Source organism: Halomonas sp. YLB-10, from assembly GCF_003856855.1.
Taxonomy (GTDB): domain Bacteria; phylum Pseudomonadota; class Gammaproteobacteria; order Pseudomonadales; family Halomonadaceae; genus Halomonas; species Halomonas litopenaei.
In genome coordinates this window covers 55,004-81,773 of sequence record NZ_RRCU01000010.1, presented here as the reverse complement: position 1 = coordinate 81,773, position 26,770 = coordinate 55,004, and the positions used below count along the sequence as shown (strand labels likewise).

Below are 26,770 nucleotides of genomic sequence, written 5' to 3'. Positions count from 1 at the left end.
ACCTCCGCCTCTGAGGGTCGTTAACCTTCGTTGAGAAACCCGCGCCGCACCTGTGCTTCGTTGTCGTGCATCACCGCCTGGGCTTCCAGCAGATGCTCGCGCATCAGGGTGCGGGCGCGTTCTCCGTCGCCGGCCTCGATGGCGTCGAGCAGCCAGGCGTGATACTGGCAGCCGGCGGGACCGATATGATGGTCGCCGGGCTCGTACAGCCGCCGATAGACGGTAAGGTCGGACAGCACCTGGGCGGTGAAGCGGATGATGAAGGACAGCAAGGGGTTGCCGCCGGAAAGCTGCGCCAGTTGTTCATGGAAGTCCAGCGAGTCGATGTGCTGCTGGCGCTCGGCGTCCAGGTCACAGGCGGGCTCGGCGTAGCTCGCAAGTGACTGGCGCAGCCTGGCGATCTCTGAAACCTCGACCTGCCCCGCCAGCGAGGCTACCAGCTCCGGTTCCAGCGCCAGGCGGATCTGGTAGATGTCGCGGATCGAGATGTCCTTGAAGTACAGATAGTGGCTGAGCAGCGAGATGGCGCGGGATTCGCTCATTTCCCGGATAAACACGCCGCCGCCGGGGCCGGTACGCGTCTCGACCAGCCCCTGGGCTTCCAGCACCCGGGTGCTTTCACGAACGGTGCCCTTGGAGGCGCCGAGGATCTCCATCAACTCCGCCTCACCGGGCAGGCGATCACCCGGTGACAGCTCGCGTTCGACGATCCAGCCCTTGATGGTCTCTGCCAATTGATAGGGTCGTCTGCGAGGTGTCGATCCGGTCATGTTGGTCTCTCGTCGGTCATGAAACCACAGCATATCAGAGCCTATGACGGACTGGCCGCCACCTCGTCGGTCAGGGTTGCCGCGACTGCGCGGGGCTGGACGGCAAAGATTTTGTGAATATTAGTTACATTTAGTAACAGTATGGCTATTCTAGAAGGCCAGGGTGAAGCCTGTCCCTGAAGTGGCCTAAGCCGGCCAGACCGCAGTGCCTGTGAGGGGGTTACGGGTGACTTTTCTGCCACTCTGTGTGCAGCGTTTGTGTGGTGGTGGCGCCATCGACAATCCGTGGAGGCCTTTCGATGTCCTTTCGTGCTCGGCTACTGCTGGTGATGCTGGTCCTGACCATCGGGATACAGCTGGTCGTGTCATGGGCGGTACTCAGTGCGGTTAAATCCACCGCCTTGGAGGAGGGCGAGAAGGAACTGAGAGTAGCTTCCAGTGTGGCAGTCGCCCTGCTCGATGGCTGGGGCCAACAATTGCTGCATAGTGTGAGCCTGCTGGTGGAAGATCCACGTTTCCGCGAAGCCGTTGACTCGCTCGACAGGGCGGCGAGGGGAAACGTTCTGGGTGAGTACGCGCAGCGCATGGGCGCCGATATGGCGAGCCTGCTCGATGAGAAGGGTCGTGTGCTGGTGTCGAGCCATCACGAAGCTCTGGGGACAGGAGCTTTCCGCGACCCCAGGGAACAGACGAGACACAATGATGGGGCCGTTACCCTTGGCATTCATGATGGCGAGGCCTTTCAACTTGTGTTGTATCCGGTCCAGGGAAAGACGTCGGCGGGGTGGCTGATCATGGGGTTTCGCCTCGACGAGGACATGGCAACGGCGCTGTCGGCGCTGATTCGCAGCGACACCCATTTCGAGGTGCAGGTGGGTGAAGGTGAGGACGTAGGCCTTGTGGGGAGCGAGGGTCTGCGCCGAGCCTTGACGCTGTTCGAGGATGCAGAGGGGCGTATCCAGCTCGTGGTAGAGCGTTCCTACGAGACTCTGTTGGCCGACTATCAGGCAATAAAGCGCCAGCTAGCGATCATCCTGGCGATCAGCCTGGCGCTGATGCTGGTGGCCGCTATCCTGATCGCTCGGAGCGTGAGTCTGCCGCTGTTGCGCCTGGTGGGGGCGGCCAAGAGTGTGGGGCGTGGGGAACCTCTGGATCTCGATCGACTTCCCCGCAAGGGAGAATTTGGTCTGCTGTCCTCGACCATGCTGAAGATGCAGAACGACCTGGTGCGCCGGGAAGCCGACATTCGCAAGCGCTCACGCCAGGACCAGTTGACCGGGCTAGGCAATCGCCAATGCGCCAACGAGGATATCGAGGCTGCCATCGCCACCGGGCGTCCCTTTACCCTGCTGCGGCTGACCATCAACCATATGCGCCGGATCAACGACACCTTCGGCCATGACTTCGGTGATCAGGTACTGAGTACGCTGGCCGGACGCCTGGCGGATCTGCCGGCACCCAAGGCAGGGGCTTACCGTCTCAGTGGCGACGAATTCCTGCTGCTGCTGTCAGTGTCTCACCTCGACCCGCTGTGGCTTGAGGATACGCATCGTCGACTGACCCGGGCGATCCGTCTGGATGGGTCGCCGGTGACACTCGATTGCGCCATGGGCGAGGCGCGCTATCCGGAGCATGGCGGCGAGGCCAACCTGCTGCTGCGGCGGGCCGAGATCGCACTGGATCGAGCACGTCAGCTACGCCAGTCCTATCAGTGTTACCTGCACGGCCAGGACGAACGCCATCTGCGCCATCTGTCTCTGGTGCGCGATCTCCAGCACGCCGCCAGCAACGGTGAGTTCTCGCTGCGTTATCAACCCCAGGTGTCGGCCCTGACCGGCCGGGCCCTCGGCATGGAGGCACTACTGCGGTGGGACCACCCCAGGCTCGGACGCATCCCGACGGATGAATTCATCGCCCTTGCCGAGCGCTCGGGGCTGATCCACCAATTGACCCAGTGGGTCATCGACACCGGCTGCCAGCAGCTGGCCAGGTGGAGCGAGGTGGGGCTCAATGTGCGCCTCGGGGTGAATATCTCGGCCATGGACCTGCAGCAGCCAGGGTTGATCAAGCGGGTCGAGCGGGCGCTGGACCGCCATGGCCTGCGCGGCGAGTGTCTGTGCATCGAGCTCACCGAGAGCGCGCTGATGGAATCGCCGGAGATGGGGGCGCGCAAGCTGCAGTCATTGCGCGCCATGGGGGTGGAGCTGGCCATCGATGACTATGGAACAGGCTATTCGTCGCTGGCCCAGCTCAAGCGCATGCCGGTCCAGGAGCTGAAGATCGACAAGTCTTTCGTCATGCAGCTGGTGAAGGGGTCCGAGGACGACGTCATCGTGTCCTCCACGATCGAGCTTGCTCACCATCTGGGGCTCAGCGTGGTCGCCGAGGGGGTGGAAGACCAGACGGTGGCGGACCACCTGGCGGAGCAAGGCTGCCATATGCTGCAGGGCTTCCTGATTTCACGACCAATGACCGCCGAGGCCGCCACCGAGTGGCTGCGCAGTCGCGTCGGGGACGGCATCCGCGACGCCGCCAACGAAGAACTGCGCTGAGCCTTGACGACGCTGCTTCAGGCGAAGCCGCCATTGGCGCGGATGACCTGGCCATTGATCCACTCGGCCTCGGGGCTTAGCAGGAAGGCGATCACCGCGGCGATGTCACGCGGTTGGCCCAGTCGCTCCAGTGGTGGCATATGGGTGAACCTTTCGATCTGTTCCTCGGTCTTGCCCGAGCGGAACAGTTCGGTATCCACCGGTCCCGGCGCTACCGCGTTGACGGTGATCCGCCTGCCGCGCAACTCGCCGGCAAACACTCGGGTCAGCGACTCCACTGCAGCCTTGGTGGCGTTGTAGAGCCCGTAGCCAGGCAGATTCAGCGCCAGCGCGCTGCTCGACAGGTTGACGATTCGGCCGCCATCTTCCAGGCGCGAGGCGGCTTCCCTCAGGGTGTTGAAGGTGCCGCGCGTGTTGGTCTCGAAGTGCGTGTCGTAGTCGTCGTCCGCCGCCTCGGCGATGGGCACCGCCTTGAGCACGCCGGCATTGTTCACCAGCGCATCGACGCGACCGAAGCGCTGCATGGCAGTGTCGAAAAGCTGCGCCACTTCGTCGGTGCGTGAGATGTCTGCCTGAACGGCCAGCGCCGCGCCGCCCTGGGCCAGGATCTCCTCGACCAGGCCGTCGGCGACCTCGCGGTGATGGGCGTAGTTGACGATCACTGCATAGCCATCGTTGGCCAGACGCCGACTGATGTCGGCCCCGATACCGCGTGAGCCACCGGTGATGATGGCGACCTTGGGAGAGTCGGATTCGCTCATGCTTCAGGCCTCTGGGGGTGCGTCGTAAACCTGGGGGCGCCGCCGCCGATGGACAAGCCGAAAGCGGCGGCATGTGAGCAGCGATTCAGCGCAGTGCGATCGGTGGATCATCGAGCCCACGTACGCCGGGAAGCGCTTCGCTCAGGTCGAACAGGAAGGTAGCGCCGTCCTGGCGGCCTTCCTTGTGTTCTCGCTGTCCTTCGGTGGCGGTGGTGATCAGCAGGGTGGTCAGCTCACGCCCGCCGAAGGCCGGGCAGGAGGGCTGGTCGGCGTTGACCCTGACATGACCGACCTCCTCGCCATCCGGCGTCAGCCGGGCAACCCGCCCTGACCCCCATAGCGCCAGCCACATGTAGCCATCGGCATCGATCACTGCGCCGTCCGGGTTTCCCGGGTCGTCGTTGAAGTCCGCCCAGGGTTCGGGCTCGGCCAATTGTTCGGGCCTTGCCGCCACCCCGTCCTGAAGGAAGGCGCCGCCATCCTGGCGCAACGGGAAGCCCTCGGCGTCGAGCGCCCAGCGCATGACCACCCCGGTGGCGGTGTCGGTGAAGTAGCCAAGGCGACCATCCGGTGAAAAGCACAGGGCATTGGGGATGGTGATGTCTTGCTTCAGGCAGAAGATCTCGCCGCGGTACAGGCGATAGAGGCTGCCGGCTGCGGCTTCGGCGGCCTTGCCCATGGTCGAGAACCACAGCCCGCCGTGGCGATCGATGCGCGCATCGTTGCTGCGCGTCACCGGGTTGGCAGCCTCGACCTCGCGCCAGGGTGACACGCCGCCGTGGGCGTGGTCGCGTTCCTTGAGGCCGTGTTCGGTGACCAGCAGATCATCACCGCTGGTCAAGGGGGCGGCGAAGGACACCAGCTCGTCCAGCGCCTGGGACCGATGATCGCCGTCTTCGAGGCGGTAGCGATGGAAGCGGCGCCCGAGGATATCGAGCCAGCGAAACTCGCCACGCCGGGCGTCCCAGCTGGGGCCCTCGCCGAGTTCGCAGGGTGCCTCGACGATGGCGCGAGCCTCGCCAAGGCAGGGGGATGCGGAACGGGACATGACGTCTCCTCGAACTTGGCGGATGGCACCTTGGAGCGCGCATCCACCAGGACTGTTGTCATTGTTCGGCAACGCGATCAGCCGTCGCTCACCACTCGGCGACGGAGCCGTCATCGTGTTGCCATACCGGGTTGCGCCAGCGGTGTCCGACCTTGGCGCGTTCCTCGACGAACGCCTCGTTGATCTCGACGCCCAGGCCTGGCCCCTCGGGAATGGCACAGAAGCCGTCCTCGATCGCCAGCGCGTTCTTGTCGACCAGATAGTCGAGCACGTCGTTGTCCTTGTTGTAGTGGATGCCCATGCTCTGTTCCTGGATAAAGGCATTGTGACATACCGCATCCAGCTGCAGCGACGCCGCCAGGGTCAGCGGGCCCAGCGGGCAGTGGGGCGCCAGGGCCACGTCGTAGGCCGAGGCCAGGGTGGCGATCTTCAAGCCTTCACTGATGCCGCCGCAGTGAGACAGGTCCGGCTGGACGATATCGACCATGTTGTCGGCGAGCAGGTCACGGAAGGCGAAACGGGTGTGCAGGCGTTCGCCGGTGGCGATCGGGGTGGCCAGATCCTGGGCGATGGTCTTGAGCACCGGCAGGTGCTCGGGTGCCACCGGCTCCTCGATGAACATCAGGTGATAGGGCTCGAGCTCGCGCATCAGCGTCTTGGCCATGGGCCGATGGACACGGCCGTGGAAGTCCACCGCGATGCCCACGTCGGGACCGACGGCGTCGCGAGCCTCGGCGACGCGGGCGACCGCCTCGTCGATCTTGCGATGGCTGTCGACGATCTGCATCTCCGGCGTACCGTTCATCTTGAAGGCGGTAAATCCCTGATCGGTCAGTGCCTTGGCGCCGGCACCCACGTCGGCGGGACGATCGCCGCCGGTCCAGGCGTACATGCGCATGCGATCACGCACCTTGCCGCCCAGCAGTTGGTGCACCGGGACGCCGAGTTCGCGGCCCTTGAGGTCCCACAGCGCCTGGTCGATGCCGGCGATGGCGGACATCAGAATCGGGCCGCCGCGATAGAAGCCGGCCCGGTACATGACGTTCCACAGGTGCTCGATATTGCGCGGATCCTGGCCGATCAGGTAGTCCGACAGCTCGTGCACTGCGGCTTCCACGGTGGCGGCCCGGCCCTCGATGACCGGCTCGCCCCAGCCGTAGACGCCCTCGTCGGTCTCGATCTTCAGAAAGCACCAGCGTGGCGGAACCTGCCAGGTCTTGAGTCGGGTGATCTTCATGGTCGATGCCTCTTGTGGGGGCCTGCTTGGCCCGATGTCGATGGGGTTGGGTGAAGCGAGCGGACGGGCTTAAAGGTGTCGCGACGCCGGTGTCGTGATGCCACTGGCCGGGAGTGTCTTGTCCAGGTCACGTGCGGTGCGCTCGAGCAGCAGTTCCGTGGCGCGGCGGGCCTGCTCTGGCTGCCTCAGGCGAATCGCCTCGAGTAGCTGGCGGTGGCGCTCCAGGCTGTCGCTGAGTCCACGCGCATGGCCGCCTGCTGCGTCGTCCGTGGGGCCGTCGGAGGAACTCCCGGCATGGCGCTGCGAGCGCTGGATCAGGGCCACGATGGAGGGCCTCAACAGCAGCCCCATCTGGCGCCAGACCAGGTTGTGGCTGGCGCGATAGATGGCGTCGTGAAAGGCCACATCGTGTTCGGCGTGGGCCAGTCGTTGCGAGGGCGCATCGGCGGTCTCCCGCATGCCGTCGAAGGCGCGTTCGATGCGTGCCAGGTCTTCTCCGGAGGCGTTAAGCGCCGCCAGCTCGCCGATATAGGGCTCCGCTGCCAGGCGAAAGGCGAACACCGCCTCGACCAGTTGCGGGTGGGGCGCGTCCAGGCTGGCCATCCAGCCGCTCATCTGCGGATCCAGCAGATGCCAGTCGACGATATCGCGCACCACGGTGCCGCGACCGGCGGTGCGCTCGATCAGGCCCGCCGCGCTGAGTTCGCCCAGGGCGTTACGCACCCGATTGCGGCTGGCCTCGAAGTGCTGGCACAGATCCAGCTCCCGAGGAAACAGATCCCCCGGCTGCCAGTGTCCCGACAGAATCGCCCGTGCCAGTACCTCGGCCAGCGCCGCGGCACCGCGACCCTCGGCGGGCCTCGGGAGTGAAGCGAGAGCGTCCATCCAGGCCTCCATAATGTTCGACGTTACTATAGTTAATGTCTGACATTTTAGGCAAGGCAGGAATGCCTCGAATGGGGTAGACCTTGGTGGAAGGCACGGTGCTGAACGCGTGCGCTTGTTAGCTCGCCGATTAGTGGCTGCCTGATTCTCGGCAGCCGCCGTCATTCTGCCCCATGCAACTCACATGCTGGCCTTGTCTGTGCTGAAGCTTACGTGTGGGCTCGAGAAGAGTGTGATTAGCCGCCACGCTGCGATGCAGGATGTATTGACGGACCAGCCTGCCATGCGTGATAGACATGATCAGAGCTACAAGCTGCTGTTCAGTGAGCCCAGGGTGATACGTGACCTCTTGACCGGGTTCGTCGAAGGCGAGTGGGTCGAGCGGCTGGACCTGGACAGCCTGGAGAAGGTCAGCGGCAGTTTCGTGACGGATGATCTTCGCGACCGCGAAGGTGACGTGATCTGGCGGGTGCGTTCTGGTGATGACTGGCTGTACCTTTATCTGTTGATCGAGTTTCAGAGCAGCGTCGATCCCTTCATGGCGCTGCGCATCATGACCTACGTGGGTCTGCTGTATCAGGACCTGGTGAAGCAGAGAAAGTTGGCCAGCGAGCGCAGGTTGCCGCCGGTGCTGCCCATCGTCCTCTACAATGGAGAAAGACGCTGGAGTGCCGCGAAGGAGCTGTCCGAACTGATTCATCCCGCAGCGACGGAGCTGGCTCGCTACCAACCCTCGCAGTCCTATCTACTGCTGGATGAAGGTGCGATCGTCGCCGACGAGCGCTGGCCTACGGACACCCGCAACCTGGTTGCCGCCATCTTTCGGCTGGAGTATCACCATAGCCAACAGGACGTGATCGACACCATCGGCCAGTTGGTGGAGTGGTTGAAATCACCCGGGCAGGCTCGGCTGCGGCGCCACTTCGCGACATGGATCAAGCGCGTCCTGCTGCCCAACTGGGTGCCGGGCGGGAAGAGCGACCACGAGCAGTGGCAGGCGCTCAATGACCTTGAGGAGGTACACACCATGCTGTCGGAACGTGCCAAACGATGGCCCGAACAGTGGAAGCAGAAGGGACTCGAGGAAGGACGACGGCTAGGGCGAGAGATAGGTCTAGAGGAAGGACGCGAGGAAGGACGCCTGGAAACCGCGCGTAACCTGCTTGCGCGCACCGCCATGGATGACCGCGAAATCGCAGAAATCTGTGAACTCGAGCTTGAGCAGGTGGCGGAGCTGAGAAGACAAGCATAAGGCAGGATAGCAGCGAGTATGGCCTATCTCCTGCTTTCCAGATGGCCTCCTCAGGAGCCGATGACGCTCTCTCAATCCAGAGCGTGTGGAAGCATCGTCCAGTCCGGCAGCCTCGGGCCGGCCAAGGGCATCTCGATGGTCAGCTCGGGTTCACGGGCGCACAGGCTTAGGGTGAGGCGGTCATCCTGGGCCTGCCAGGCGTAGAGGGGATCGCTCGACTGCTGACTATTCGTATGGCTATTCGAATGGCTGATCATGTCGGTCAAGCCAGGAGTCATCAATGAGCCGATGCGGGTGGCAAGGACGTGGTCCGGGGGCTGGCCCTCGAGACAGCCGAGTTTGTAGTGAGCCTCGTACAGGGTCCAGCCGCGGTAGAAGGCTGCCAGGGCATCCGGCGCCCGCTGGATGGCCCGGCGTACGCTGGCTTCGGGCAGCGTCGCGATCAGGCCATCGAGGCGGCTTCGGTGACGCTGTCGCTGTCGCCGATCGGGACATTCGATATCCAGCCCTACCGGCACTTCGGCGAGCCCGACGACGACCAGGCTGCCGCTGTGGCTGAGGCACGCGGTCCAGGGCGAGGGTAGCCCGGGATGGCGAGGTGGTCCGGCACCGCGAGGGGACCAGCCCGCCACCGGGCAGTCAAAGCCGAGTCCGGCGGCGAGTCGGCTGAGCCGTTCACGGCCCAGGTGCGAGGCAGCCTCGCCGCGAATGCCTGCTTGAACGCGTCGCGGCTGTCGTCCGTTGTCGTGTCCTTGGCGTGCTTGCTGCGACCCAATTCCCTGTTGTCTCCCCCGTGCCGCACCCTGATCGGGCGTGCCGCTGGCCGGCAGTTCGGCGATGGCCAGCAGCAGGCGAGGGAGGCGAGCCTCAGCGCAGGGTGACGACATCGCCCTTCAGCGCGACACCGGCCATCAAGGCGCCGGCGTGGCACTCGTACTCGCTGGTTGAGGCGCGTGCGTTCCTGTCGTAGAAGCTCTCGATGTTGACCACGGCGTTGCCGCCCTGCTGGCGGGCACTATCCTGGAGCGCGATCAGCGCCGACAGCATGACCCAGCGACAGGCCTCTTCGTCGGTCTTGTTGAAGGCGTTGGTCTTGCGGCTGGTGACCACCTCACCGAAGTCCTGGCTGACGTTGCCGCCGGCATCGGCAAATACCAGGCGGATGTTCGGGTCCAGCTTCTCCTGGGCGGCCGGTGTGGCCAGGGCTTCCTGGATCGGCAGGAAGTAGGGGGTGTCCCTGGCTTGTGCGCTGGCGGCTGCGCCAAGGCCTGCGACCAGTAGCGTCAGTGCGAGGATTCCCTTTCTCATGGTGTCCTTTCCTTTCATCTTGATGGGAGGCCCGAGGGCCCCTTGGGCTTCATCTATGGCCAGTGGCGGAAGATCAAGGAGGTGTTGATGCCGCCGAAGGCAAAGTTGTTGCTCATCACGTACTCGCAGTCCATGCGTCGGCCCTCGCCGCGCAGGTAGTCGAGCTCTGCGCAGGCCGGGTCGGGATGGTCGAGATTGAGGGTGGGGTGAAACCAGCCCTCGCGCATCATCTCGATGGCGACCCAGGCCTCGAGGGCACCGCAGGCCCCCAGGGTGTGGCCGGTGAAGCTCTTGAAGGCGCTGACCGGCTGGCGCTCGCCGAATACTGCCCGGGTCGCCTGGCTCTCGGCGATGTCGCCACGATCGGTGGCGGTGCCGTGGGCGCTGACGTAGCCGATCTGGGCGGGGCTGACGCCGGCATCGTCGAGGGACTGGCGAATCGCGCGCTCCATCATGGCGGCGTCGGGCTGGGTGACGTGGCGGCCATCGCTGTTGGTGCCGAAGCCGACCAGTTCGGCGTAGATGCGGGCGCCGCGCGCCTGGGCATGCTCCAGGTCCTCGAGGATTAGGCTACCGGCGCCTTCACCGATCACCAGACCGTCGCGGTCGCGGTCGAAGGGGCGCGGCGTTGCCTCGGGGGTGTCGTTGCGGGTACTGGTGGCGAACAGGGTATCGAAGACCGCCGCCTCCGAGGCGGACAGTTCCTCGCAGCCGCCGGCGATCATCGCCTTCTGACGGCCGAAGCGGATCGCCTCGTAGGCGTATCCGATGCCCTGGCTGCCTGAGGTGCAGGCGCTTGAGGTGGTGTGAATCCGTCCCCGTAGGCCGAGAAAGACGCCGATATTGACCGGCGCGGTGTGGGCCATCATGCGGATGTAGGAGTTGGCGTTGAGACCGTCGGTGGACTTGTTGATCAGCATGTTGCCGAAGTCGGCCACGGCGTCGGGCTCGCCGGCCGAGGCCCCGTAGGCGATGCCCATCTCGCCGCTGCCCAGCAGGTCGCTGTCGAGCAGCCCGGCATCCTCGAGCGCCAGCTCGCTGGCGCGGGTGGCCATGCGCGCGCCGCGCCCCATGCTGCGCAGGGCCTTGCGATGGTAGTGGGCGGGCAGGCTGAAGTCTTCCACCGGGGCGCCGAGGCGAGTGTTGAGCCCATCGTAGACGTCCCACTCGGGAAGGTGGCGAATTCCGCTTTCACCGCGTTGCAGTCGGGTCTTGATCGTGTCCCAGTCGTTGCCGACGGGAGAAAAGCCGGCCATGCCGGTGACCACCACGCGGCGGCCAAGTCCATCGGCTCGATGTCCATTGTGATGCATCAGCAGAGGCCTCCATTGACGGCGATGACCTGGCGGGTGATATAGCCTGCGTCCTCGGAGCACAGGAAGCTGACGGTGGCGGCCACCTCCTCGGCGCGACCGCTGCGGCGCATCGGAATCGCCTTCAGCGCTTCCTCGCTGGCCAGACCCTCGGTCATGTCGGTGTCGATCAGTCCCGGGGCCACCGCGTTGACGGTGATCCGGCGCTTGGCCAGCTCCACCGCCAGGGCCTTCACCGCGCCGATCAGGCCGGCCTTGGCGGCGCTGTAGTTGACCTGGCCGCGGTTGCCCATGATCCCCGACACCGACGACATGACCACGATGCGGCCTGGCCTGCGGCGTCGCACCATGGGCATGGTGATCGGCTTGACCACGTTGTAGAAACCGTTGAGGCCGGTATCGATGACGCTGTCCCAGTCGTCATCGGTGAGCGCAGGGAAGGCGCCGTCGGCGGTGATGCCGGCGTTGCAGACCACCCCGTGGTAGGCGCCGTGGACCTCCATGTCGGCCTCGAGAGCGGCTCTGGCGGCGTCTCTGTCGGTGACGTCGAAGCAGAGCACGCGGGCGTCACGGCCCAGGGCGCGAACTTCGTCGGCCACCTGTTCGGCGGCGTCACGGCGGCTGCGGCAGTGGACCACGATATCGAAGCCATCGCGGGCGAGCCTGAGGGCGATGGCGCGGCCAATGCCCCGACTGGAGCCGGTGACGAGCAGGGTATCGGTCATGGCGCTGAATCCTCGAGCATGGCCGACAGGGTCTCGGCACTGTCGGGTTGAAAGACGTTGAGGGTGGCGTGGGCCAGGCGCCGCTCCTTTGCGTCGCGCAATTCACCGCGGAAGGCGCCGAGTCCATTGTCGGCGCGGTAGTCGAGTTCGACCTTGACCTCGACAGGGGAATCGAAGACGAAATGCTCGACGTCGCAGTGATAGTGCCGTGAGCCCAGCAGAAAACCGATCCGGGGTTCGCCTCCGGCCTCGCGGGCGGCCCGCCCGGACCAGGCAGCGATGGCCTGGGCCAGCCACTCCAGGCCGACCCAGCCGGGAATGCCGTGGTCATTGGCAAAGGGGTCCTGCCGGTCGGGCGTGATACGGGCGATCAGATGTTCCTCACCGATCTCCAGCACGCTGTCGAGCAGGCACATGGCGCCGGAGTGGGGCACCAGGTCGGCGATAGGGGGCAGCGCGTCTGCACTGCCGGAAGAAGAGGCATCAGTGGACATAAGGGGGGCTGTCACGGGAGTCGGGGGTGTCGTCATGGCGCGCGCTCCATCACCAGGGCGATATTGTTCCCACCAAAGGCGAAGGCGTTGGTCAGGCTACGTCGCACCTCGGTGGCTGGCGTCGTATCAGATCCGCACAGCGAAAGCGCGGGCAGTTGCGGGTCTGCTGCGTGCAGATGTGGCGGCCGCCGGTTGTGGTGCATGGCCAGCCAGCAGAAGGCTGCCTCCAGCGCGCCGCAGGCGCCCAGGGTGTGGCCGGTGAGGCTCTTGGTCGAGCCACAGGCCACGCCATCGGGGAAGGCTTGAGCGACCGCCCGGGACTCCATGCTGTCGTTCTGTCGGGTGGCGGTGCCGTGGAGATTCAGATAGTCGATCTGATCCGGACCGAGGCCGGCCATCTCTAGAGCGGCGCGCATGGCCTCCAGAGCGCCCATGCCGTCGGGGCGAGGGGCGGAGATATGGTGGGCGTCGCTGGTCTCGCCGCAGCCGCTGAGCTGAACGCCGCCGGGTTCGGCGGTGACCAGGAACAGTGCGGCGCCTTCGCCCAGATTGATGCCGTCGCGATCCTCGGCGAAGGGGCGACAGGGCTCGTCGCTGACCGCCTCGAGGGCGGCAAAGCCGTTCACCGTAAGACCGCACAGGCTGTCGGCGCCACCGGCGATGACGGCGTCACACAGCCCCGCCTTGAGCATCCGCCTGGCGCTGGCCAGGGCCTTGGCGCTGGAGGTGCAGGCGGTCGACAGGGTATAGGCGGTGATCAGACGGATATCCGGCCGCTCGGCGGCCAGGCGCCAGGCCAGAAAGTCGGACGCTGCGCCGATCTCGTGGCGGCAGTAGTGGAAGGGCTCTGGCCACTGGCCGCTGGCGGCACGATGGGCCACTGCCGCCTCGGTCTCGCCGATACCGGAGGTGCTGGTGCCCAGCACGACGCCCAGGCGTGCCCCGGGATGGCTGGCAAGGTAGTCATCAAGGGTCGGCCGCAGACGCGCGAAAGCGGCGTCCAGCAGGCGATTGTTGCGCGAACGATGGCGCGCCGGCCAGTCACCGTCGTCGGGCAACGGCGTGGTCACGGTGCCCAGCCACAGCGGCCTGCCGGGGGTGTATTTATCGCTACGCACCAGGCCGTGCTGGCCGTCGAACAGCCGCGCGGCGATGGTCGAGAGGTCATCCCCCAGGGGGCAGACCAGTGCCGGCGCATGCAGTCGGCAGGGTGTCTGCGCAGGTGTCACGTCGAGGGGCATGGTGAATCGGTCACTGCGTTATGGTTGGTGGTGGTCGTGCTGACGCTGCTGTTCGGGCTTTTGTTCTCGCGGGCATCCGGGGAGGGCGCGAGGGTCGCCACGCTGAGCCGGTAGTCAGCCTCGATATCATGAATCACGTGGCAGGTCGGCGTCATCTCGAGTCGCACCGCCAGGCGGCCCTGATGATAGATGCGGCGCTCGTGGTCGCGCTGCTCGAGCGACCAGTCACTGCCGGCGAAGGCCTCTCGCAGGCGTGCTTCGGGCCACAGGCTGAAACTCAGGCGGCTGGCCAGCCAGTCGGCGCTGAAAGGCGGCTCGAAGGCGGCGCCCGGAGCGAAGCGCGCGCCCTCGTCATCCTGCACCAGGGTCAGCAGTCGCTGGCCCTGAGGGCTTATCAGCGCCAACTGAAGCTGCTGGTGGTCATGACGCAGCACGCCGAGCAGCACGCGGCGCTCGCCCTGGTGCTCGAAGGTCAGCCGCTGGGTCTGGGCGCTGATGGGCGCTAGCGTGTGCAGTGCCGGCATCGGCGCCACGCCTGGACCCAACCCGCAGGCGCCGAGCAGGCAGAGTATCACTAGCGCCGCGAAGGACCTGCCTGGCCCACGCAGCCTGGCCCAGGGGCTCGACCACCCGCCATTTGGCGGGTGGTGCGGGAGCGTAGAGCGCACCTTCACGGAGCGACGGCCTGGCTGTCCAGTTCGCAACGCTCGGCCAGGCTGGTGAGGCGTCGACGGCTGGCGGCGACAAAGGGGTTGTCGATGTCCCAGGCGTATCCCGCCAGCACCGAGGCGATCATCTGACGCACCCGGGGCTGTTGATCCGGATGGAAGATGACGCGTGGCAGGCGGCCGTCGTACCAGGCATCGACAAACTCGCGGAAGGTGGCGACACCACGGCGCAGCGGTGCTTCAAAGTCCTGCGCCCAGTCCACGGCCTCGCCGTCGAGCTGGTCTGCTACCAGTGGCGCCGCGCGCAGCGCCGAGTCCAGCGCGATGGTGACGCCGGAAGAGAACACCGGATCGAGAAACTCGCCGGCGTTGCCGAGGATCGCGAAGCCCGGCCCGTGCAGGCGGGTGATATCGGCGGAGTAACCGTCGATGCGCTGGACCTCGCGGGTGGCCGTCGCGTCCTTGAGCAGGCGAGCGTAGCGGGGCTCCTGACCCAGCATCGCCCACAGCCGCTGGTCGTCGCTGTCGCCGGCGCTCTCGAGCAACTCGGGACTGGCGACGACACCGACGGAGGCGCGCCCGTCACGGAAGGGGATCAGCCAGTACCACACGTCCGGGTGGGTCGGGTGGACGCCGATCAGAATCTTGTCGCGGTCATGCTCGGCGCGATCGATACGGTCTTCGACGTGGGTGAACAGCGCGCAGCGAGTGGCCAGGCTGGAGGGGCGGTCCAGCGCCTCCAGGCGTGCCAGCACGCGGCCATAGCCGCTGGCATCGAGGACGAAGCGGGCTTCGATGTCGAAGCACTTCCCGTCATCGTCGACACAGCTCAGTCGCGGCCTGAACGGATCGGCGCGAAAGTCGCTGACGCTGACGCCGAAGTCGACGCGCGCGCCCGCCGCCCTGGCACCCTCGATCAGGCGCTGGTCGAAGTCGTCACGGGGCACCTGCCAGGTGGTGCCGGGGCCATCGCTGAACTTGTCACGGAAATCGATGGCCGCGTAGTCGTCGCCCCGGCAAAAGGCGGCGCCGTTTTTCGGCTGGTAGCCACCGGCCTTGGCCGCCTCGAGCAGGCCGCAGCGCTCCAGGTGCACCATGCACTGGGGCAGCAGGCTTTCGCCGATGACGAAGCGCGGAAAGTGGGTGCGCTCCAGCACCCTGACCGAATAGCCCTTGCGCGCAAGCCAGGCGGCGGCCGCCGCGCCCGAGGGGCCGGCACCGATGATGGCGACGTCGGTATCAGGTCGATCTTCCATGGGATGAACTCTCCAGTTCTTGGGTGTCGCTTCCTGCGACACCCCGGTGGGCGGCCACGCCAGCGCGTTCCGTCGCGCCTCGGGCCAGGGGGACCAGGCACCAGGTGGCAACCAGTCCGATCAGGCAGGTCTGACCAAGAAAGTGCAGTGCCGGCGTGGCGCTGAAAGCCAACAGGCCGAACGCCAGCAGGCTGGACGCGCAGGACAGGCTGATCGCCAGCCATGCGCCCGGGTCTTGCGGGTGCTCGGTGCTGAAGATACCGGCGTCGAGGCCGATGCCGAGCACCAGCAAAAGACCCAGCAGGTGAAACAGGGTCAGGCCGGTGTGGCTCAGTGCGTAGAGACCCAGGGTGATGATCACCGCGCCCACCGGCGGCAGCAGCACCCGCCAGGCGTGGCGCCGGTAGCGCAGGCCGAACACCACCACCAGCAGTGCCAGGGCGAGTGCCAGCCAGCGCACCAGCTCCTCGCTGAGCAAGGCGAGCTGCTGCGACAGCGCCGCGACCCGATCGCGGTAGATCACGTCCGGTGACTCGGCGAGCTGCGTCAGCGCCTTCGATGCGGTGGCGTCCACCTCACCGATGGTGATCAGGGCGGCGGGGCGTTCGAGGCCGTCGAGCCAGAGCGCACGGTCGGCTTCGCCGGCGCGGCTCGACAGCCAGGTCTGCGGGGACAGGAAGGGCACCTCGTGCAGAGGATCTTCAAGGCGCGGGATCAGCGTCGAGGGCAAGCCGGCGGCCGTCAGCAGCTCCGGCAGGGCCGCGGCGTAGCGCTCGCGCACCCGTTCGAGGTTGTGCTCCTGGGTCTGCATCGACGGTACCGCCTGGGCCAGGTGGCGATGGGAGGACAGGTGGCCCTCCCGTTCGAGCCGGGACAGCGGCTCGTCAAGCTGTTCCAGGCGCTTCAGCAAGGCATCCGGGGTCTCGCCGCTGACGATCAGGTAGCGGAAGCTGGCCGGACGCTCGAGCAGCGTCTGCACCCGCTGCTGTTCGGCGATCAGCGCAGCCGGCGACGGATTGAGCTGGCGCAGGTCATGGCTGGTGGTACTCCCGGTCAGCGCCAGCACGGCAGCCACGGCCAGCACCAGCGCCAGGGCGGGATACACCCAACGCTGGCCGCGGCCGACACGCAATCGATCGAGCCGCCTGGCGATGGTGGCGGTAGCCGGGTGGTGATAGAGCGGCAGCCGTGGCAGCCACAGACGCACGCTGAGCCAGGCGCCGATCAGGCCGAGTGCGGTGAAGGTGGCCATCTGGCGCAGCCCCGGCAAGGGAGTCGCCAGTTGCACCAGGTAGGCGCACAGGCTCGAGGCCAGGCCCAACGCCAGGCCCGGCCAGAACAAGCGCAGCGAGCGCCCCGGGTTGAGCTGGCGGGTGCATTGCAGGTGCAGCGCGTAGTCCACCGACAGACCGATCAGGCTGGCGCCGAAGGCTAGGGTGATCAGGTTGAGCGAGCCGAAGATCAGCCAGGTCAGCGCGCTGGCGAAGACCAGACCGGTGGCCACCGGCAACAGCAGCGTGGCGATCACCAGCGGGCGGCGGAACACCAGCGCCAGCAACGCCAGAATGCCGAACAGCGAACCCAGACCGATGGTGGCGATCTCGTGACTCGCCTGCCTGGCACCGGCGGCGGCATGGAACACCAGCCCGGCGCGCAGCAGGGTCAGCTCGGGATGCGCCTGGCCGAAGCGCTCCAGCACCGCACTCAGCTCTTGCTGCAGTGCCATGTCGTAGGGGCTGGCCGCCAGGGTTGCGCCGATCAGGCTCCACTCGGTCTTGTCGGTGACCACCCCGGGGCCGCCGGGGTGCCAGCTGACCGGGCCCTGGAAGCGCGCCTCGAGCCAGCCGTCGAGCAGGCCGAAGGGGTCGCGCTCGAGATCGGCGTCGACGCCTGGGGCGAACAGCCGTGACAGGCCGCGCTGGCGCCAGGCCTCGGCGTCTTGGCGGGCCAGCGAATCGGTCAGCAGGCGATAGCGATAGGGGGTCAGGGTCTGATCCGGGCGCGGCGGCGACTGGCTATCCAGGCTTGCGATGATGCCGCTGGCCGTCAGCGCCTGGCGAAGCTCGTTGACCGCCTCCACGGGGGCGGCGTGCGGCGTCTCGTCGCTCGCGACCAGCAACAAAAAGCGGCGCTCGAAGGTGGACGCAAGACTGTCGTCGGCGCGGGCGATCAACTCGCCCTGCTGATGTTCGGGCAGCAGGGCGGTGATGCGGGTATCCAGTGGCGCACCGCGCAGCACCTGCACGGCCAGCAGCACGATACAGACCAGCAGCACCAGTGCCCAGCCGCGACTCGCCAGCAGCGCGCCGCGGCCTGAATCAGTGACCCCGAGACTCATGCGCCGGGGGCTCCGGTCAGGGCGTCACAGGGCAGCGGCGACAACTCGAGTCGCAGACGGTCGCCGTCGGTGAAGCTGACCTGAAGGTGCTCGACCTGCTCGGCGCCGTCCAGTTCGATCCCTTGCAGACGCTCGGCGATGGCCCTGTCCAGGGGCGCAAGTTGTGCCTGCCAGTCATCGAGGTTGCCGCCAAGGCGCACGCTGAAATGCCCTTCAAGGGTCGCCCAGTTGCCGTCGAACAGTCCCGTCAGAACGGGTAGCAGGGCCTTGAGCCCCGGTGGCAGTTCGGGGTTGTCGGCGGACAGCACGACCCGATCCTCGATCGGGCTCAGGGTCTGCCACACCAGCCCCGAGGGCTGGCGACGAAAGTAGCCGGCGCTGGGCAGTTCGGTCTGCAGGTCCGCCATCCAGCGGTTCTGCTCGAAACTCACGCAGGCCGGCTGATGCTGCTCCAGTTGCCGGCTCAACTGCGGCAGACTCGGCACCGTACCGGTGGAGGCAACAGCAGCCGTTGCCAGCATCGGTAGCACCAGCAGGGTGCCCGCCAGGGCGCCCCTCAAGGCTCGGCTTTTCCCGTGAGCCCAGTGAGGACGGTGTGAACGGTGGTGCGTGGAGCTGTGGTTCATGGTTGCGCCTCCTGCCAGGCCATCAGCCGCTCGATCAGCGCAGGTGGTGAGGCCAGGCGCATCTCGCCATCGTCCAGGCCCACCGCGACCTGGACCGACCAGGCGCGGGTCAGGCGCTTGCGGCTCTCGGCGCAGCGGATGGTGTAGTCGATCTTGAGGCGGTTTTCCCATTCGCTCAGGCGAGCCTCGATGGCCAGGCGCTGGGCGAAACGAGCGGGCGCGGCGTAGCGCAGGCGCAGATCGATGATCGGCCAGGCGAAGCCCGATGCGCGCATCTGCAGGTAGTTGTAGTCGATGGCGTCGAGCAACCGGCAGCGGGCGATCTCGAGATAGCGCACGTAGTGGCCGTGCCAGGCCACCTCCATCATGTCGACGTCGTGAAAGGGCACCTCGAGCTCCACCTCGGCTCGGGGTAGCGGGCGATCGTCAGGCGTCATAGAGCCTCCAGTGACGGCGGCGTATCAGGCCACAGAGGTGGTTGAGGTCGCTGTCCATGGCGCGGTCCTCGGCCAGGGGGGCGACGTCGCGGCGCACGCTGTCGACGAAGGCCGCCAGGCGCTCGGGAACGGCGCCGGCGTCGTTCAGTCGGCTGCGCAGTTCGACCCCCTGCACCGCGGCGTGCAGGGTCGCGGCAGCCACCTGCTCGACCAGGGTCAGCACGCGTAGGGCATCGCGCGCGGCGATGGTGCCCATGCTGACCTTGTCCTGGTTGTGGCACTCGGTGGAGCGCGAGAACACGCTGGCCGGCATGGTCAGCTTGAGCGCCTCGGCGGTCCAGGCGGAGGCGCCGATCTGTACCGCCTTGTAGCCATGATTGAGCGCGAGGCGCTCGGCACTGGCGCCGCTCAGGTTGCTCGGCAGCCCATGGTTGTAGCGGCTGTCCACCAATAGTGCCAACTGCCGGTCGAGCAGGTCGGCCAGATTGGCGGCGGCCTGCTTCAGACTGTCCATGGCAAAAGCCACGTGGCCACCGTAGAAGTGGCCGCCGTGCATCACCTTGCCGGCCTCGGCATCGATCAAGGGGTTGTCATTGGCGCTGTTGAGCTCATTGGTCAGGAACTGTCGCCACCAGGGCAGGGCGTCTGCGACCACGCCGATCACGTGGGGCGCGCAGCGGGTCGAGTAGCGATCCTGCAGCCTCGGTGAGTTACGCGGGGTACGCGGTGCATGCAGGTCCTGGCGCAGCCTGGCGGCCACCTGCTGCTGTCCCGGGTGCGGCTTGGCGGCGAACAGCTCGGCATCGAAGTGGTAGGGGTTGCCGTCCAGCGCCTGAACCGACAGCGCGGTGATGCGCGTCGACAGTTGTGCCAGGTAGGCGCAACGGGCGAAGGCCAGGCAGCCCAGCGCGGTCATCACCGCGGTGCCATTCATCAGCGCCAGGCCTTCCTTCGGCTTCAGTCGATAGGGGGCCAGGCCGCGCTCGGCCAGGGCCTCGGCGGCCGGACGGCGGGTACCATTGTCGATGACTTCGCGCTCACCACACAGCACCGCGGCCAGATAGGACAGCGGCGTCAGGTCACCGCTGGCGCCGACCGAGCCTTCCTCGGGAATCACCGGCAGCACGTCGTGTTCGAGCAGCCAGGCCAGCCGCTCGAGCAACTCGAAGCTGACCCCGGACACCCCCTGGCACAGCGATACCAGGCGCACCAGCACCACCGCCCGGGCTGCCTCGATGTCGAGGTCCTGACCCATGCCGCAGCCATGGAAGGTGTACAGCTGGCGGGGCAGGTCGTCGATGTCCTGGTGGGCCACCGGTCGGGTACAGGCGTCGCCGTAGCCGGTGGTGACGCCGTAGACCACGCCGTCTTCTTTAAGCAGGCGCGCGAGAAAGCGCTGGCCGCGCTCGATGCGCGTGCGAAACTCGGGAGCTGGCGACAGCGCGACGCACCGGCGGCGCTGGGCCACATCGAGTACGTCCTCCAGGCTCAGGGCGCCGCCATCGAGGATCAAGGGGGCGGTCGGCTCAGCGGGGTGGGTCATGGTCAGTCGTCTCGTCGGCGGTCCAGAAAGGAAAGAAGTTGAACCACTGCAACGGGTGGCGCTGGACGCGCCAGGCCAGGTCGGCGCAATGGCGTTGCATGGCCTCGGCGATCCAGGCGCTGCGGCCACGGCGCCCTATCCGCGAGGTGTCGTCGATCAGGTCGAAGTCGACCACGAAACCGTCGCCATCACGCACACAGGCAAGCCGGTAGAGCCGACAGCGCAGCAGGCTGGCGAGCAGGAAGGGGCCCTCGGGGAAGGGCGCCGGTGCACCGAGAAACTCGAGCGCACGGGTACGGCCCTGGCGCAAGGGAATGCGATCGGCGGCGATGACCACGAAGCCTCCGGCGCGGATGCGCGCGTCCAGGCGCTGGGCGCTGGACGGTGAAATCTCGCTGACCTCGAGAATCTCGGGGCGGCGGCGGCCGGTGGCGCGCTCCAGCAGTTCGTTGAACTTGCGCGCGTTGCGGGTGTGCATGATCACCGTCAGGTCCAGCGAGGGGTGGCGTTCGCTGAGGGCGTTGACGATGTCCAGATTGCCGTGGTGGGCGACCAGAATCAGGCCCCCCTGGCCGCCGTCCACGGCCTGGGCGAAGTGCTGTACACCTCCGCCGGACAGCCGCGAGGGGGGATACTCGCCGTTCCAGGCGGCCACCTTGTCCATCAGCGAGCGTCCAAAGCACAGAAAGTGACGAAAGCTACGTGCCCGCAGCCGCAGTGGCTGTCGTTCGAGCGCCGGATCGAGCCGTGTCAGGTAGTCCTGGGAGGCGCGCCGGGCGGTGCGGTGGGACAGGTAGTACCACAGGATCACCGGCCACAGCAGTAGCTGGAAGGGCCAGTCGCCGAAGCGTCTCAGCCAGACCATGAACAGCATCCCCGAGAGGGTGCCGCGCTCGCCGATGGCGGCCCAGTGGCGGTTCATGGCTGCCTCCGATGGCGCCACAGCAGACCGGGCAGGCGGGGCCACATGGCCACGAACAGGCGGGCGTGCATGGCGCTGATCTGGGCGTTGTCGCGCCACAGGGCGAAGTGGCTGACTCCCTGCTCGGGGTAGTGCACCCGTACCGGCAGGTTAGTGAGTTCGCCACCGGCCCAGTACCAGCGCACCAGCACCTCGGTGTCGAAGGTCATGCGATCACCACAGGGGTGCCGACGTAGCAGGCCATTGACGGCAGCCAGGGGGTAGAGACGTACCCCACACATGGAGTCGCGAATCCGCCGCGACAGGGTGTTGATCCAGACCCACACATGGGTGGCGTAGCGGCCGTACAGCCGGGCCCTGGGCACGCTGTCATCATAGCGGGCGTAGCCGACCAGCAGACGATGGGGCGTCTGGTGCATGGCATCGATGAAGGCAGGCAGGTCGTCCGGGTGGTGCTGGCCATCGGCGTCGACCTGCAGTGCGTGGCTGTAGCCCAGCCGCTCGGCCTCGAGCAGCCCACTGCGCACCGCCGCGCCCTTGCCACGATTGTGCTGGTGGGTCACCAGCGCGTGGCCGTCGCTGGCCAGACGCTCGAGCTCCCGGCGACAGGACGGTTCACTGCCGTCGTCCACCAGGATCACCGGCAGGCCCAGATCGGCGAGCCGCCCGACCACTCCGGCCACACTGTCGGGGTGGTTGTAGACCGGTACCACGGCGCAGGGGCAGGGCTCAGTCATGGCGCGCCTCCAGCCGGACCCTGCCGCCGGCGTGGCGACCCTTCGGCGAGTCGAACGAGAAAGCGATGCCATCGGTACGACGCTTGAGCGTCAACGTCAGGCGCTGGCCGGGACGCAGGACCTTCTGGAACTTCAGCCGGTCGACGCCGCGAAAGGCGCAAAGCGCCGGATACCGCTCACGCGCGTGGTGGATGGCCCACTGCACCAGCACCACCCCGGGAACCAGCGCGAAGCCCTCGAAGTGGCCTTCCAGATAGCGCAGACGCTCGGGTACCTCGAGGGTGATGCGCTGCTCGTCGTCGACGTCCACTGCGCCCAGCCAGCGCGGCAGACGATCGTCGTCGAGGTCATCGAAGAAGCGACGCAGGGTAGCGTGATCGTGCTTGCCCTGGGGATTGAGTGGAAGCGACTCGACGAAGCGCCAGTAGCGCGGAATCGCCGACGGCTCGTGTTCGCTGGCGAGGTGCTCGCGCAGGGTCGAGATCAGCCGTCTTCTGGCCTCGTGCTGCTGGGGTAGCGCATCGCCGGCCACGGCCAGCACCACGCCGAGCCTTCCGTCGCGCAAGTCGAGATCCACACAGCGGGCGTCTTGGACAACCTCGTGCTGGCACAGACGTTGTTCCAGCGCCGTCAGCGAAACACGCTTGCCGCCGATCTTGGCCAGTCGGTCGCGGCGCCCCAGCAGGCGAAAGCCCTCGCCCTGGCGCTCGACCCGGTCGGCCTGGTCCCACCACTGCTCCGGCCGGGCCAGAAAGGGCGAGCGTAACTTCAGAGCGCTGTCATTCAGGTCCAGTTCGACCCCGGGGAACGGGGTCCAGAGATCACCGCTCGACTGCCGACGATGGGCGATGCCGCCTGTCTCGGTGCTGCCGTAGATCTCGATCACCGGGCTATCGAGCAGACGCTCGCAGCGTATGGCGTCGTCCCTGGACAGCGGCGCTCCGGAGCACAGTACCCGGGCAATGCGCTGGTGGTGCAGGGCCAGGTGCTGCGGCAGCCGCGACAGTTGCGCGGGGCTCGCGACCAGGCAGGCGTCCAGCCCGACCGAGGTTGCCTCGCTGACCCGTTGGGCCATCACCTCGGGGAAGCGGCTGTCGTCGCCACAGAAGGGGGCGCCGTGACACAGCGGTGCCAGAATACCGGCGAGCAGGCCGTAGATATGCTGGTGACTGACCTGACAGACCACGGCTGTCTGTGCCAGCGGCCAAAGTGCGGCGTGACGCTCGAGCTCTTCGTCGAGTTGGCGAAAGCACTTGGGCTCGAGGCTTGGTTGACCGGTGGAACCCGAGGTGCACAGCACCACCGCCTCTTTTTCCGCTGCCTCGCTGTCAGCCGCCACCACCGTCGCACCGGCAGAGTTCCGATCGGTTTCCCGCTGTGTAGTGGCGAGGGAATCCCGGGCAGACAGATCCTGGGTGTCTTCCGGCGATGGCTCGGCGGGGAGTCGGCCGACGACCAGCGGCATCAGTCGCGCCAGAGTGGCGGGACGATCATCGCCGGGAAGCAGCGCGCTTTGTCCGCTCTCCCAGAGTGCCAGCAAGGCTGCAGTAAAAGTGATCGGGTCTGGGTCGAGCAGCAGCCAGCGACCGTGCGGGCGAGGGGCGAGCCAGGCGAGCCAGGCGTCGATTCGCCGGCCAAGATCCCGGGAATGACACCAGCGGGAGGGCAGGTGCCGAGCGTCCGGCCAGGCCTGGCGCCAGGGGCGATCTGCCAGACACAGATAGCCGTCACGGGTTGTCGGGGCGCCGATGATGGGGCGTGTCATGAGGAGGAGCTCCGCAACCGGCGACGGCACAGCCATTCGCCGGTAAACATCAGGGCGATCAGGCCATAGCTGATAACGCCGTTGTACAGGGTCCAGACGTCCAGGTCCGCAAAGGCCGCCGTCCAGGCAGCGATACCGCCATTGATCAGGAAGAACAGGCACCAGGCCTGGGTGACGCGCCTGGTATAGCGCACCCCGGCGGGGGGCAGGTCGGGCTCCTTGAGACGCGCCAGGCGTTCGATCACCGGCATGCCTCGCCACAGGCTGGCGGCGAAGGACGCCAGCAGTACCGCATTGACGGCCACCGGGTAGCCACGCATGCCAAGCTCGGCATCGACGGCAAGCCCCACCGCCAGCAGCGCCAGAGCGGCAAGGATCGCCAGGCCGCGTGCCTGGGGCAGGCGCCAGGCGATCAGCCCGCAGCCAATCAGCAGCAGTGGCCAGGGCCCCAGGGTGCCCTGCAGCCACCACACCGACAGCGGCCAGCTCAACGACAACGCGGTGGCAAGCACCACGGCGGTAGTGGACAGCGTGCGCAAGACCGGGCTCAGTCGCGCATCAGCTGATCGACGGCGTTGACCACATCATCGATGCTGCGCACCGACTTGAAGGCCTCGGGATCGATGCGCCGACCGGTGAACTGCTTGAGTTCGACCACCAGATCGACGGCGTCGATGCTGTCGATGTCGAGGTCTTCGTAAAGACGGGCCTCCGGGGTTACCTCGGCAGGAGAGACTTCGAACAGCTCGACCAGGGTACGTTGCACGTGGCTGAGAATCTGTTCACGGCTGATGGCGGCTTCAGTTGACACGGCGTTCCTCCACCAGTGCTTGCAGCGCCGCCAGGCTGGCGAAGTGGCGGCGAGTATCCTCGGCCTCGGCGTCAAGGGTGACGCCGTAGCGCTTCTGCAGCGCCAGCCCCAGTTCGAGGGCATCGATGGAGTCGAGCCCGAGGCCCTCGCCGAACAGCGGCGCATGGTCGTCGATGTCCTCGGGGGTGACATCCTCGAGTTCGAGGGTGTCGATGATCATGTGCTTCAAATCAAGCGACAGCGGTACGCTTTGGTTCATGGTGGAGGCGCTCCAGTTCCCTGTTGAAGTAGTGGCTCAGTTCCCGCGTCAGTTGTCGGGCTTGCTGGCTGGTCGGTTGGTTTGACGCCGGCTCTGGCGGCAGGTCGTCGAGTACGTGCAGGTCCATCTGAACCTTGCGCCGGGGGATGTGATACCAGGGCTCACCCTTGGTCAGGGTGGTGGGCGAGCATTTGATCAGCACCGGAGTGATGGCGCTGCCGGTGCGCAGGGCGATGTTCGCCCCGCCACGGCGAAACTTGATCGGACGACCGGGCGTGGTGCGTGTTCCCTCGGGAAACAGGATCAACGAATTGCCCCGGGCAAGGCTGTCCCGCGCGGCCTCGAGCAGTGCCTGGGGATCGCGGTTGGTGATATAGCCGGCGACACCGATCGGCCCGCGGGTGAAGGGGTTGGTGGCGAGTCGGCCCTTGACGATGCAGTCGGCGTTGGGGGTATAGGCCAGCAGGAACACCACATCGATCAACGACGGATGGTTGGCCAGAATCAGACGGCCGCCACGGGCGAGTCGCCCACGACCTTCCAGGCGATAGTCGAGTACTCCGAGGCCCTTCATCAGCGCAATGAAGGCGCGAAAGACCCGCTGGATCAGACGCCTGGCCAGGCGTTGGCGACGCATCGGGTCGCGCATCCCCAGGTGCAGCAGTGGTGCCACCACCAGGCCGATGATCAAGCCGCCAATGCCGAAGGCAGTGAAGGACAGAAAGGTGCCGATGCCGCGCCGCCACTGGTCCAGCGTCATGCTTCCTCCAGGCGCCAGCCCGGGGCGGCGGCGAGACGTGGACTGCAGCCACCAAGCCAGTCGATGACGTCGAGCGGCGTCGGTGCCGCCCCTGGCGTGGCGTCCTCGGCTACCAGCGCCCGGCCCTGGGTCAGTGACAGTCGCAGGCCCACCGCGCAGGCGTGCCCCGGGTGCGGCGTGCAGTCGATATAGTCGCCGGGAAGCGTCCCTTCGCTGAACACAATGACCACCGCTTCATGGCCCTCGGCCAGGTAGCCACGGGCTTCCCACAGCAAGGCGTTGAACTCGTTGCCGCTGGCGCCGAGCGCCTGTAGCGGGCGGTAGTGATGGTTGGCGATGGCGTGGACGCCCAGGGTGGCGTTGTGCACCGACATCGAAAACCGGGTAGGCGAGAGCGGTTCCTGATTCGCCAGAGCCTTCAGCATCGACAGAGTAAAGTTGGCGTCGCCGTGGCGGGATGCGTGGATCAAGGGACAACGCGCCTCGGGATCGAGCCCTGCAAGAATATCGCAGGTGGCCCGACCGGCATTGTCCAGTCGGCGCCGGAGCATGGCCGGTAGCGAGACTCCCGGCTTGTCTGAGGGCAGTAGTCGGGCATCCTTCGTCGCGTTTTCTTCGCGGAGAGGATCCCAACCAAGCCATTCACTTAGGCGTAGTTGTTCCATGCTTAAAATCCGCCTGAGCGAAAAGGTAAATTTTACCGCTAAATCTGCACCTATCCAAGCACGTTAATTATCAGTATTACGTCGAAAAAGGGGTGTTTGGTCGCGTTTTTTTCTGATTGGTGCAGATGTCGATAGGCGCGCGGTGTAAGCAAGGTTGGGCTCGATAAGGCCTTTCAAGGAAAGTTGCTCCGGAAAGTACCGAGATCAGACACCAAAGCCACATCAAACAGGGCATAAAGCCACATCAAACAGGGCTTTAAGATGCGACATATGTGGGACGACATGGTGGCGTGTTTCATTGCTGTCCAGATCACAGCGGTCGCATGTGGTGTAGGAGGCCTCGGTGGTAGTCCGTCGGCGCTATTCGGGGTGCGAGCTGCTGCAAAGGCACAACCTG

General features: G+C 66.4%; 27 protein-coding genes. 2 read left to right on the top strand and 25 right to left on the bottom strand.

The window, feature by feature from the left end:
* Nucleotides 1–20: 20 nt before the first annotated feature.
* On the bottom strand, nucleotides 21–770 hold the full coding sequence (locus EBB56_RS19925) for a FadR/GntR family transcriptional regulator (RefSeq protein ID WP_045993683.1): 750 nt from the start codon (nucleotides 768–770) through the stop codon (nucleotides 21–23).
* 299 nt (nucleotides 771–1,069) lie between these two features.
* Here EBB56_RS19925 and EBB56_RS19920 point away from each other — a divergent pair, with 299 nt between their 5' ends.
* Nucleotides 1,070–3,322 (top strand): bifunctional diguanylate cyclase/phosphodiesterase, encoded by a 2,253-nt coding sequence (locus EBB56_RS19920; RefSeq protein WP_045993635.1) that lies wholly within the window; start codon nucleotides 1,070–1,072, stop codon nucleotides 3,320–3,322.
* A gap of 17 nt (nucleotides 3,323–3,339) precedes the next feature.
* On the opposite strand, the gene EBB56_RS19915 is transcribed toward EBB56_RS19920, so the two are convergent.
* The 4 genes from EBB56_RS19915 to EBB56_RS19900 form a co-directional block, all read right to left on the bottom strand.
* A complete protein-coding gene (locus EBB56_RS19915) occupies nucleotides 3,340–4,083 on the bottom strand; it encodes an SDR family oxidoreductase (RefSeq protein ID WP_045993634.1) in 744 nt (247 codons plus the stop codon).
* A gap of 85 nt (nucleotides 4,084–4,168) precedes the next feature.
* On the bottom strand, nucleotides 4,169–5,131 hold the full coding sequence (locus tag EBB56_RS19910; RefSeq protein WP_045993633.1) for an SMP-30/gluconolactonase/LRE family protein: 963 nt from the start codon (nucleotides 5,129–5,131) through the stop codon (nucleotides 4,169–4,171).
* Nucleotides 5,132–5,219: 88 nt separating this feature from the next.
* Complete coding sequence (gene dgoD / locus EBB56_RS19905) at nucleotides 5,220–6,368, bottom strand: galactonate dehydratase (protein ID WP_045993632.1); 1,149 nt, start codon at nucleotides 6,366–6,368, stop codon at nucleotides 5,220–5,222.
* Nucleotides 6,369–6,437: 69 nt separating this feature from the next.
* A complete protein-coding gene (locus EBB56_RS19900; RefSeq protein ID WP_045993631.1) occupies nucleotides 6,438–7,253 on the bottom strand; it encodes a FadR/GntR family transcriptional regulator in 816 nt (271 codons plus the stop codon).
* A 283-nt stretch (nucleotides 7,254–7,536) separates the two neighbouring features.
* On the opposite strand from EBB56_RS19900, the gene EBB56_RS19895 reads away from it, so the two are divergent.
* Nucleotides 7,537–8,505 carry an Rpn family recombination-promoting nuclease/putative transposase gene (locus EBB56_RS19895; RefSeq protein ID WP_124805136.1) on the top strand — a complete coding sequence of 323 codons (969 nt, stop codon included), beginning with the start codon at nucleotides 7,537–7,539 and terminating at the stop codon, nucleotides 8,503–8,505.
* A 71-nt stretch (nucleotides 8,506–8,576) separates the two neighbouring features.
* Here the strand turns inward: EBB56_RS19895 and EBB56_RS19890 are convergent, their stop codons facing one another.
* The 20 genes from EBB56_RS19890 to EBB56_RS19795 form a co-directional block, all read right to left on the bottom strand.
* The gene (locus tag EBB56_RS19890) at nucleotides 8,577–9,392 is read right to left on the bottom strand and encodes a hypothetical protein (RefSeq protein ID WP_124805135.1); all 816 of its coding nucleotides are present in this window, start codon (nucleotides 9,390–9,392) and stop codon (nucleotides 8,577–8,579) included.
* Nucleotides 9,373–9,813 (bottom strand): excinuclease ATPase subunit, encoded by a 441-nt coding sequence (locus EBB56_RS19885; RefSeq protein WP_108133500.1) that lies wholly within the window; start codon nucleotides 9,811–9,813, stop codon nucleotides 9,373–9,375. The genes EBB56_RS19890 and EBB56_RS19885 overlap by 20 nt, the downstream gene beginning before the upstream one ends.
* A gap of 53 nt (nucleotides 9,814–9,866) precedes the next feature.
* A complete protein-coding gene (locus EBB56_RS19880; RefSeq protein ID WP_124805134.1) occupies nucleotides 9,867–11,126 on the bottom strand; it encodes a beta-ketoacyl-ACP synthase in 1,260 nt (419 codons plus the stop codon).
* Complete coding sequence (fabG, locus tag EBB56_RS19875) at nucleotides 11,126–11,851, bottom strand: 3-oxoacyl-ACP reductase FabG (RefSeq protein WP_045993627.1); 726 nt, start codon at nucleotides 11,849–11,851, stop codon at nucleotides 11,126–11,128. The genes EBB56_RS19880 and fabG overlap by 1 nt, the downstream gene beginning before the upstream one ends.
* Complete coding sequence (locus EBB56_RS19870; protein WP_239452575.1) at nucleotides 11,848–12,381, bottom strand: hypothetical protein; 534 nt, start codon at nucleotides 12,379–12,381, stop codon at nucleotides 11,848–11,850. Before EBB56_RS19870 ends, fabG begins: the two co-directional genes overlap by 4 nt.
* Entirely contained in the window at nucleotides 12,378–13,586 is a 1,209-nt protein-coding gene (locus tag EBB56_RS19865; RefSeq protein WP_045993625.1) for a beta-ketoacyl-ACP synthase, read from the bottom strand. Before EBB56_RS19865 ends, EBB56_RS19870 begins: the two co-directional genes overlap by 4 nt.
* Nucleotides 13,571–14,110, bottom strand: a complete 540-nt coding sequence (locus EBB56_RS19860) for a DUF3261 domain-containing protein (protein ID WP_071211134.1) — start codon at nucleotides 14,108–14,110, stop codon at nucleotides 13,571–13,573. The genes EBB56_RS19865 and EBB56_RS19860 overlap by 16 nt, the downstream gene beginning before the upstream one ends.
* A gap of 146 nt (nucleotides 14,111–14,256) precedes the next feature.
* The gene (locus EBB56_RS19855; protein WP_045993624.1) at nucleotides 14,257–15,510 is read right to left on the bottom strand and encodes an NAD(P)/FAD-dependent oxidoreductase; all 1,254 of its coding nucleotides are present in this window, start codon (nucleotides 15,508–15,510) and stop codon (nucleotides 14,257–14,259) included.
* The gene (locus EBB56_RS19850) at nucleotides 15,494–17,848 is read right to left on the bottom strand and encodes an MMPL family transporter (RefSeq protein WP_185696482.1); all 2,355 of its coding nucleotides are present in this window, start codon (nucleotides 17,846–17,848) and stop codon (nucleotides 15,494–15,496) included. Before EBB56_RS19850 ends, EBB56_RS19855 begins: the two co-directional genes overlap by 17 nt.
* On the bottom strand, nucleotides 17,845–18,474 hold the full coding sequence (locus EBB56_RS19845) for a LolA-related protein (RefSeq protein ID WP_124805133.1): 630 nt from the start codon (nucleotides 18,472–18,474) through the stop codon (nucleotides 17,845–17,847). Before EBB56_RS19845 ends, EBB56_RS19850 begins: the two co-directional genes overlap by 4 nt.
* A complete protein-coding gene (locus EBB56_RS19840; protein ID WP_124805132.1) occupies nucleotides 18,471–18,911 on the bottom strand; it encodes a thioesterase family protein in 441 nt (146 codons plus the stop codon). Before EBB56_RS19840 ends, EBB56_RS19845 begins: the two co-directional genes overlap by 4 nt.
* The gene (gene hutH / locus EBB56_RS19835; RefSeq protein ID WP_124805131.1) at nucleotides 18,901–20,454 is read right to left on the bottom strand and encodes a histidine ammonia-lyase; all 1,554 of its coding nucleotides are present in this window, start codon (nucleotides 20,452–20,454) and stop codon (nucleotides 18,901–18,903) included. Before hutH ends, EBB56_RS19840 begins: the two co-directional genes overlap by 11 nt.
* Entirely contained in the window at nucleotides 20,438–21,376 is a 939-nt protein-coding gene (locus EBB56_RS19830; RefSeq protein ID WP_124805130.1) for a glycosyl transferase, read from the bottom strand. The genes hutH and EBB56_RS19830 overlap by 17 nt, the downstream gene beginning before the upstream one ends.
* Nucleotides 21,373–22,113 carry a glycosyltransferase family 2 protein gene (locus EBB56_RS19825; RefSeq protein ID WP_124805129.1) on the bottom strand — a complete coding sequence of 247 codons (741 nt, stop codon included), beginning with the start codon at nucleotides 22,111–22,113 and terminating at the stop codon, nucleotides 21,373–21,375. The genes EBB56_RS19830 and EBB56_RS19825 overlap by 4 nt, the downstream gene beginning before the upstream one ends.
* Complete coding sequence (locus EBB56_RS19820; protein ID WP_124805128.1) at nucleotides 22,106–23,878, bottom strand: AMP-binding protein; 1,773 nt, start codon at nucleotides 23,876–23,878, stop codon at nucleotides 22,106–22,108. Before EBB56_RS19820 ends, EBB56_RS19825 begins: the two co-directional genes overlap by 8 nt.
* Nucleotides 23,875–24,417 (bottom strand): hypothetical protein, encoded by a 543-nt coding sequence (locus EBB56_RS19815; protein WP_231498698.1) that lies wholly within the window; start codon nucleotides 24,415–24,417, stop codon nucleotides 23,875–23,877. Before EBB56_RS19815 ends, EBB56_RS19820 begins: the two co-directional genes overlap by 4 nt.
* Before the next feature lie 8 nt (nucleotides 24,418–24,425).
* Nucleotides 24,426–24,689, bottom strand: a complete 264-nt coding sequence (locus EBB56_RS21950; protein ID WP_197037147.1) for an acyl carrier protein — start codon at nucleotides 24,687–24,689, stop codon at nucleotides 24,426–24,428.
* The gene (locus tag EBB56_RS19805; RefSeq protein WP_045993617.1) at nucleotides 24,679–24,948 is read right to left on the bottom strand and encodes a phosphopantetheine-binding protein; all 270 of its coding nucleotides are present in this window, start codon (nucleotides 24,946–24,948) and stop codon (nucleotides 24,679–24,681) included. Before EBB56_RS19805 ends, EBB56_RS21950 begins: the two co-directional genes overlap by 11 nt.
* Nucleotides 24,920–25,708 carry a 1-acyl-sn-glycerol-3-phosphate acyltransferase gene (locus EBB56_RS19800; RefSeq protein ID WP_124805127.1) on the bottom strand — a complete coding sequence of 263 codons (789 nt, stop codon included), beginning with the start codon at nucleotides 25,706–25,708 and terminating at the stop codon, nucleotides 24,920–24,922. Before EBB56_RS19800 ends, EBB56_RS19805 begins: the two co-directional genes overlap by 29 nt.
* Nucleotides 25,705–26,373: a beta-ketoacyl synthase chain length factor gene (locus EBB56_RS19795; protein ID WP_045993615.1), complete on the bottom strand. Its 669-nt coding sequence runs from the start codon at nucleotides 26,371–26,373 to the stop codon at nucleotides 25,705–25,707. The genes EBB56_RS19800 and EBB56_RS19795 overlap by 4 nt, the downstream gene beginning before the upstream one ends.
* Nucleotides 26,374–26,770 lie beyond the last annotated feature (397 nt).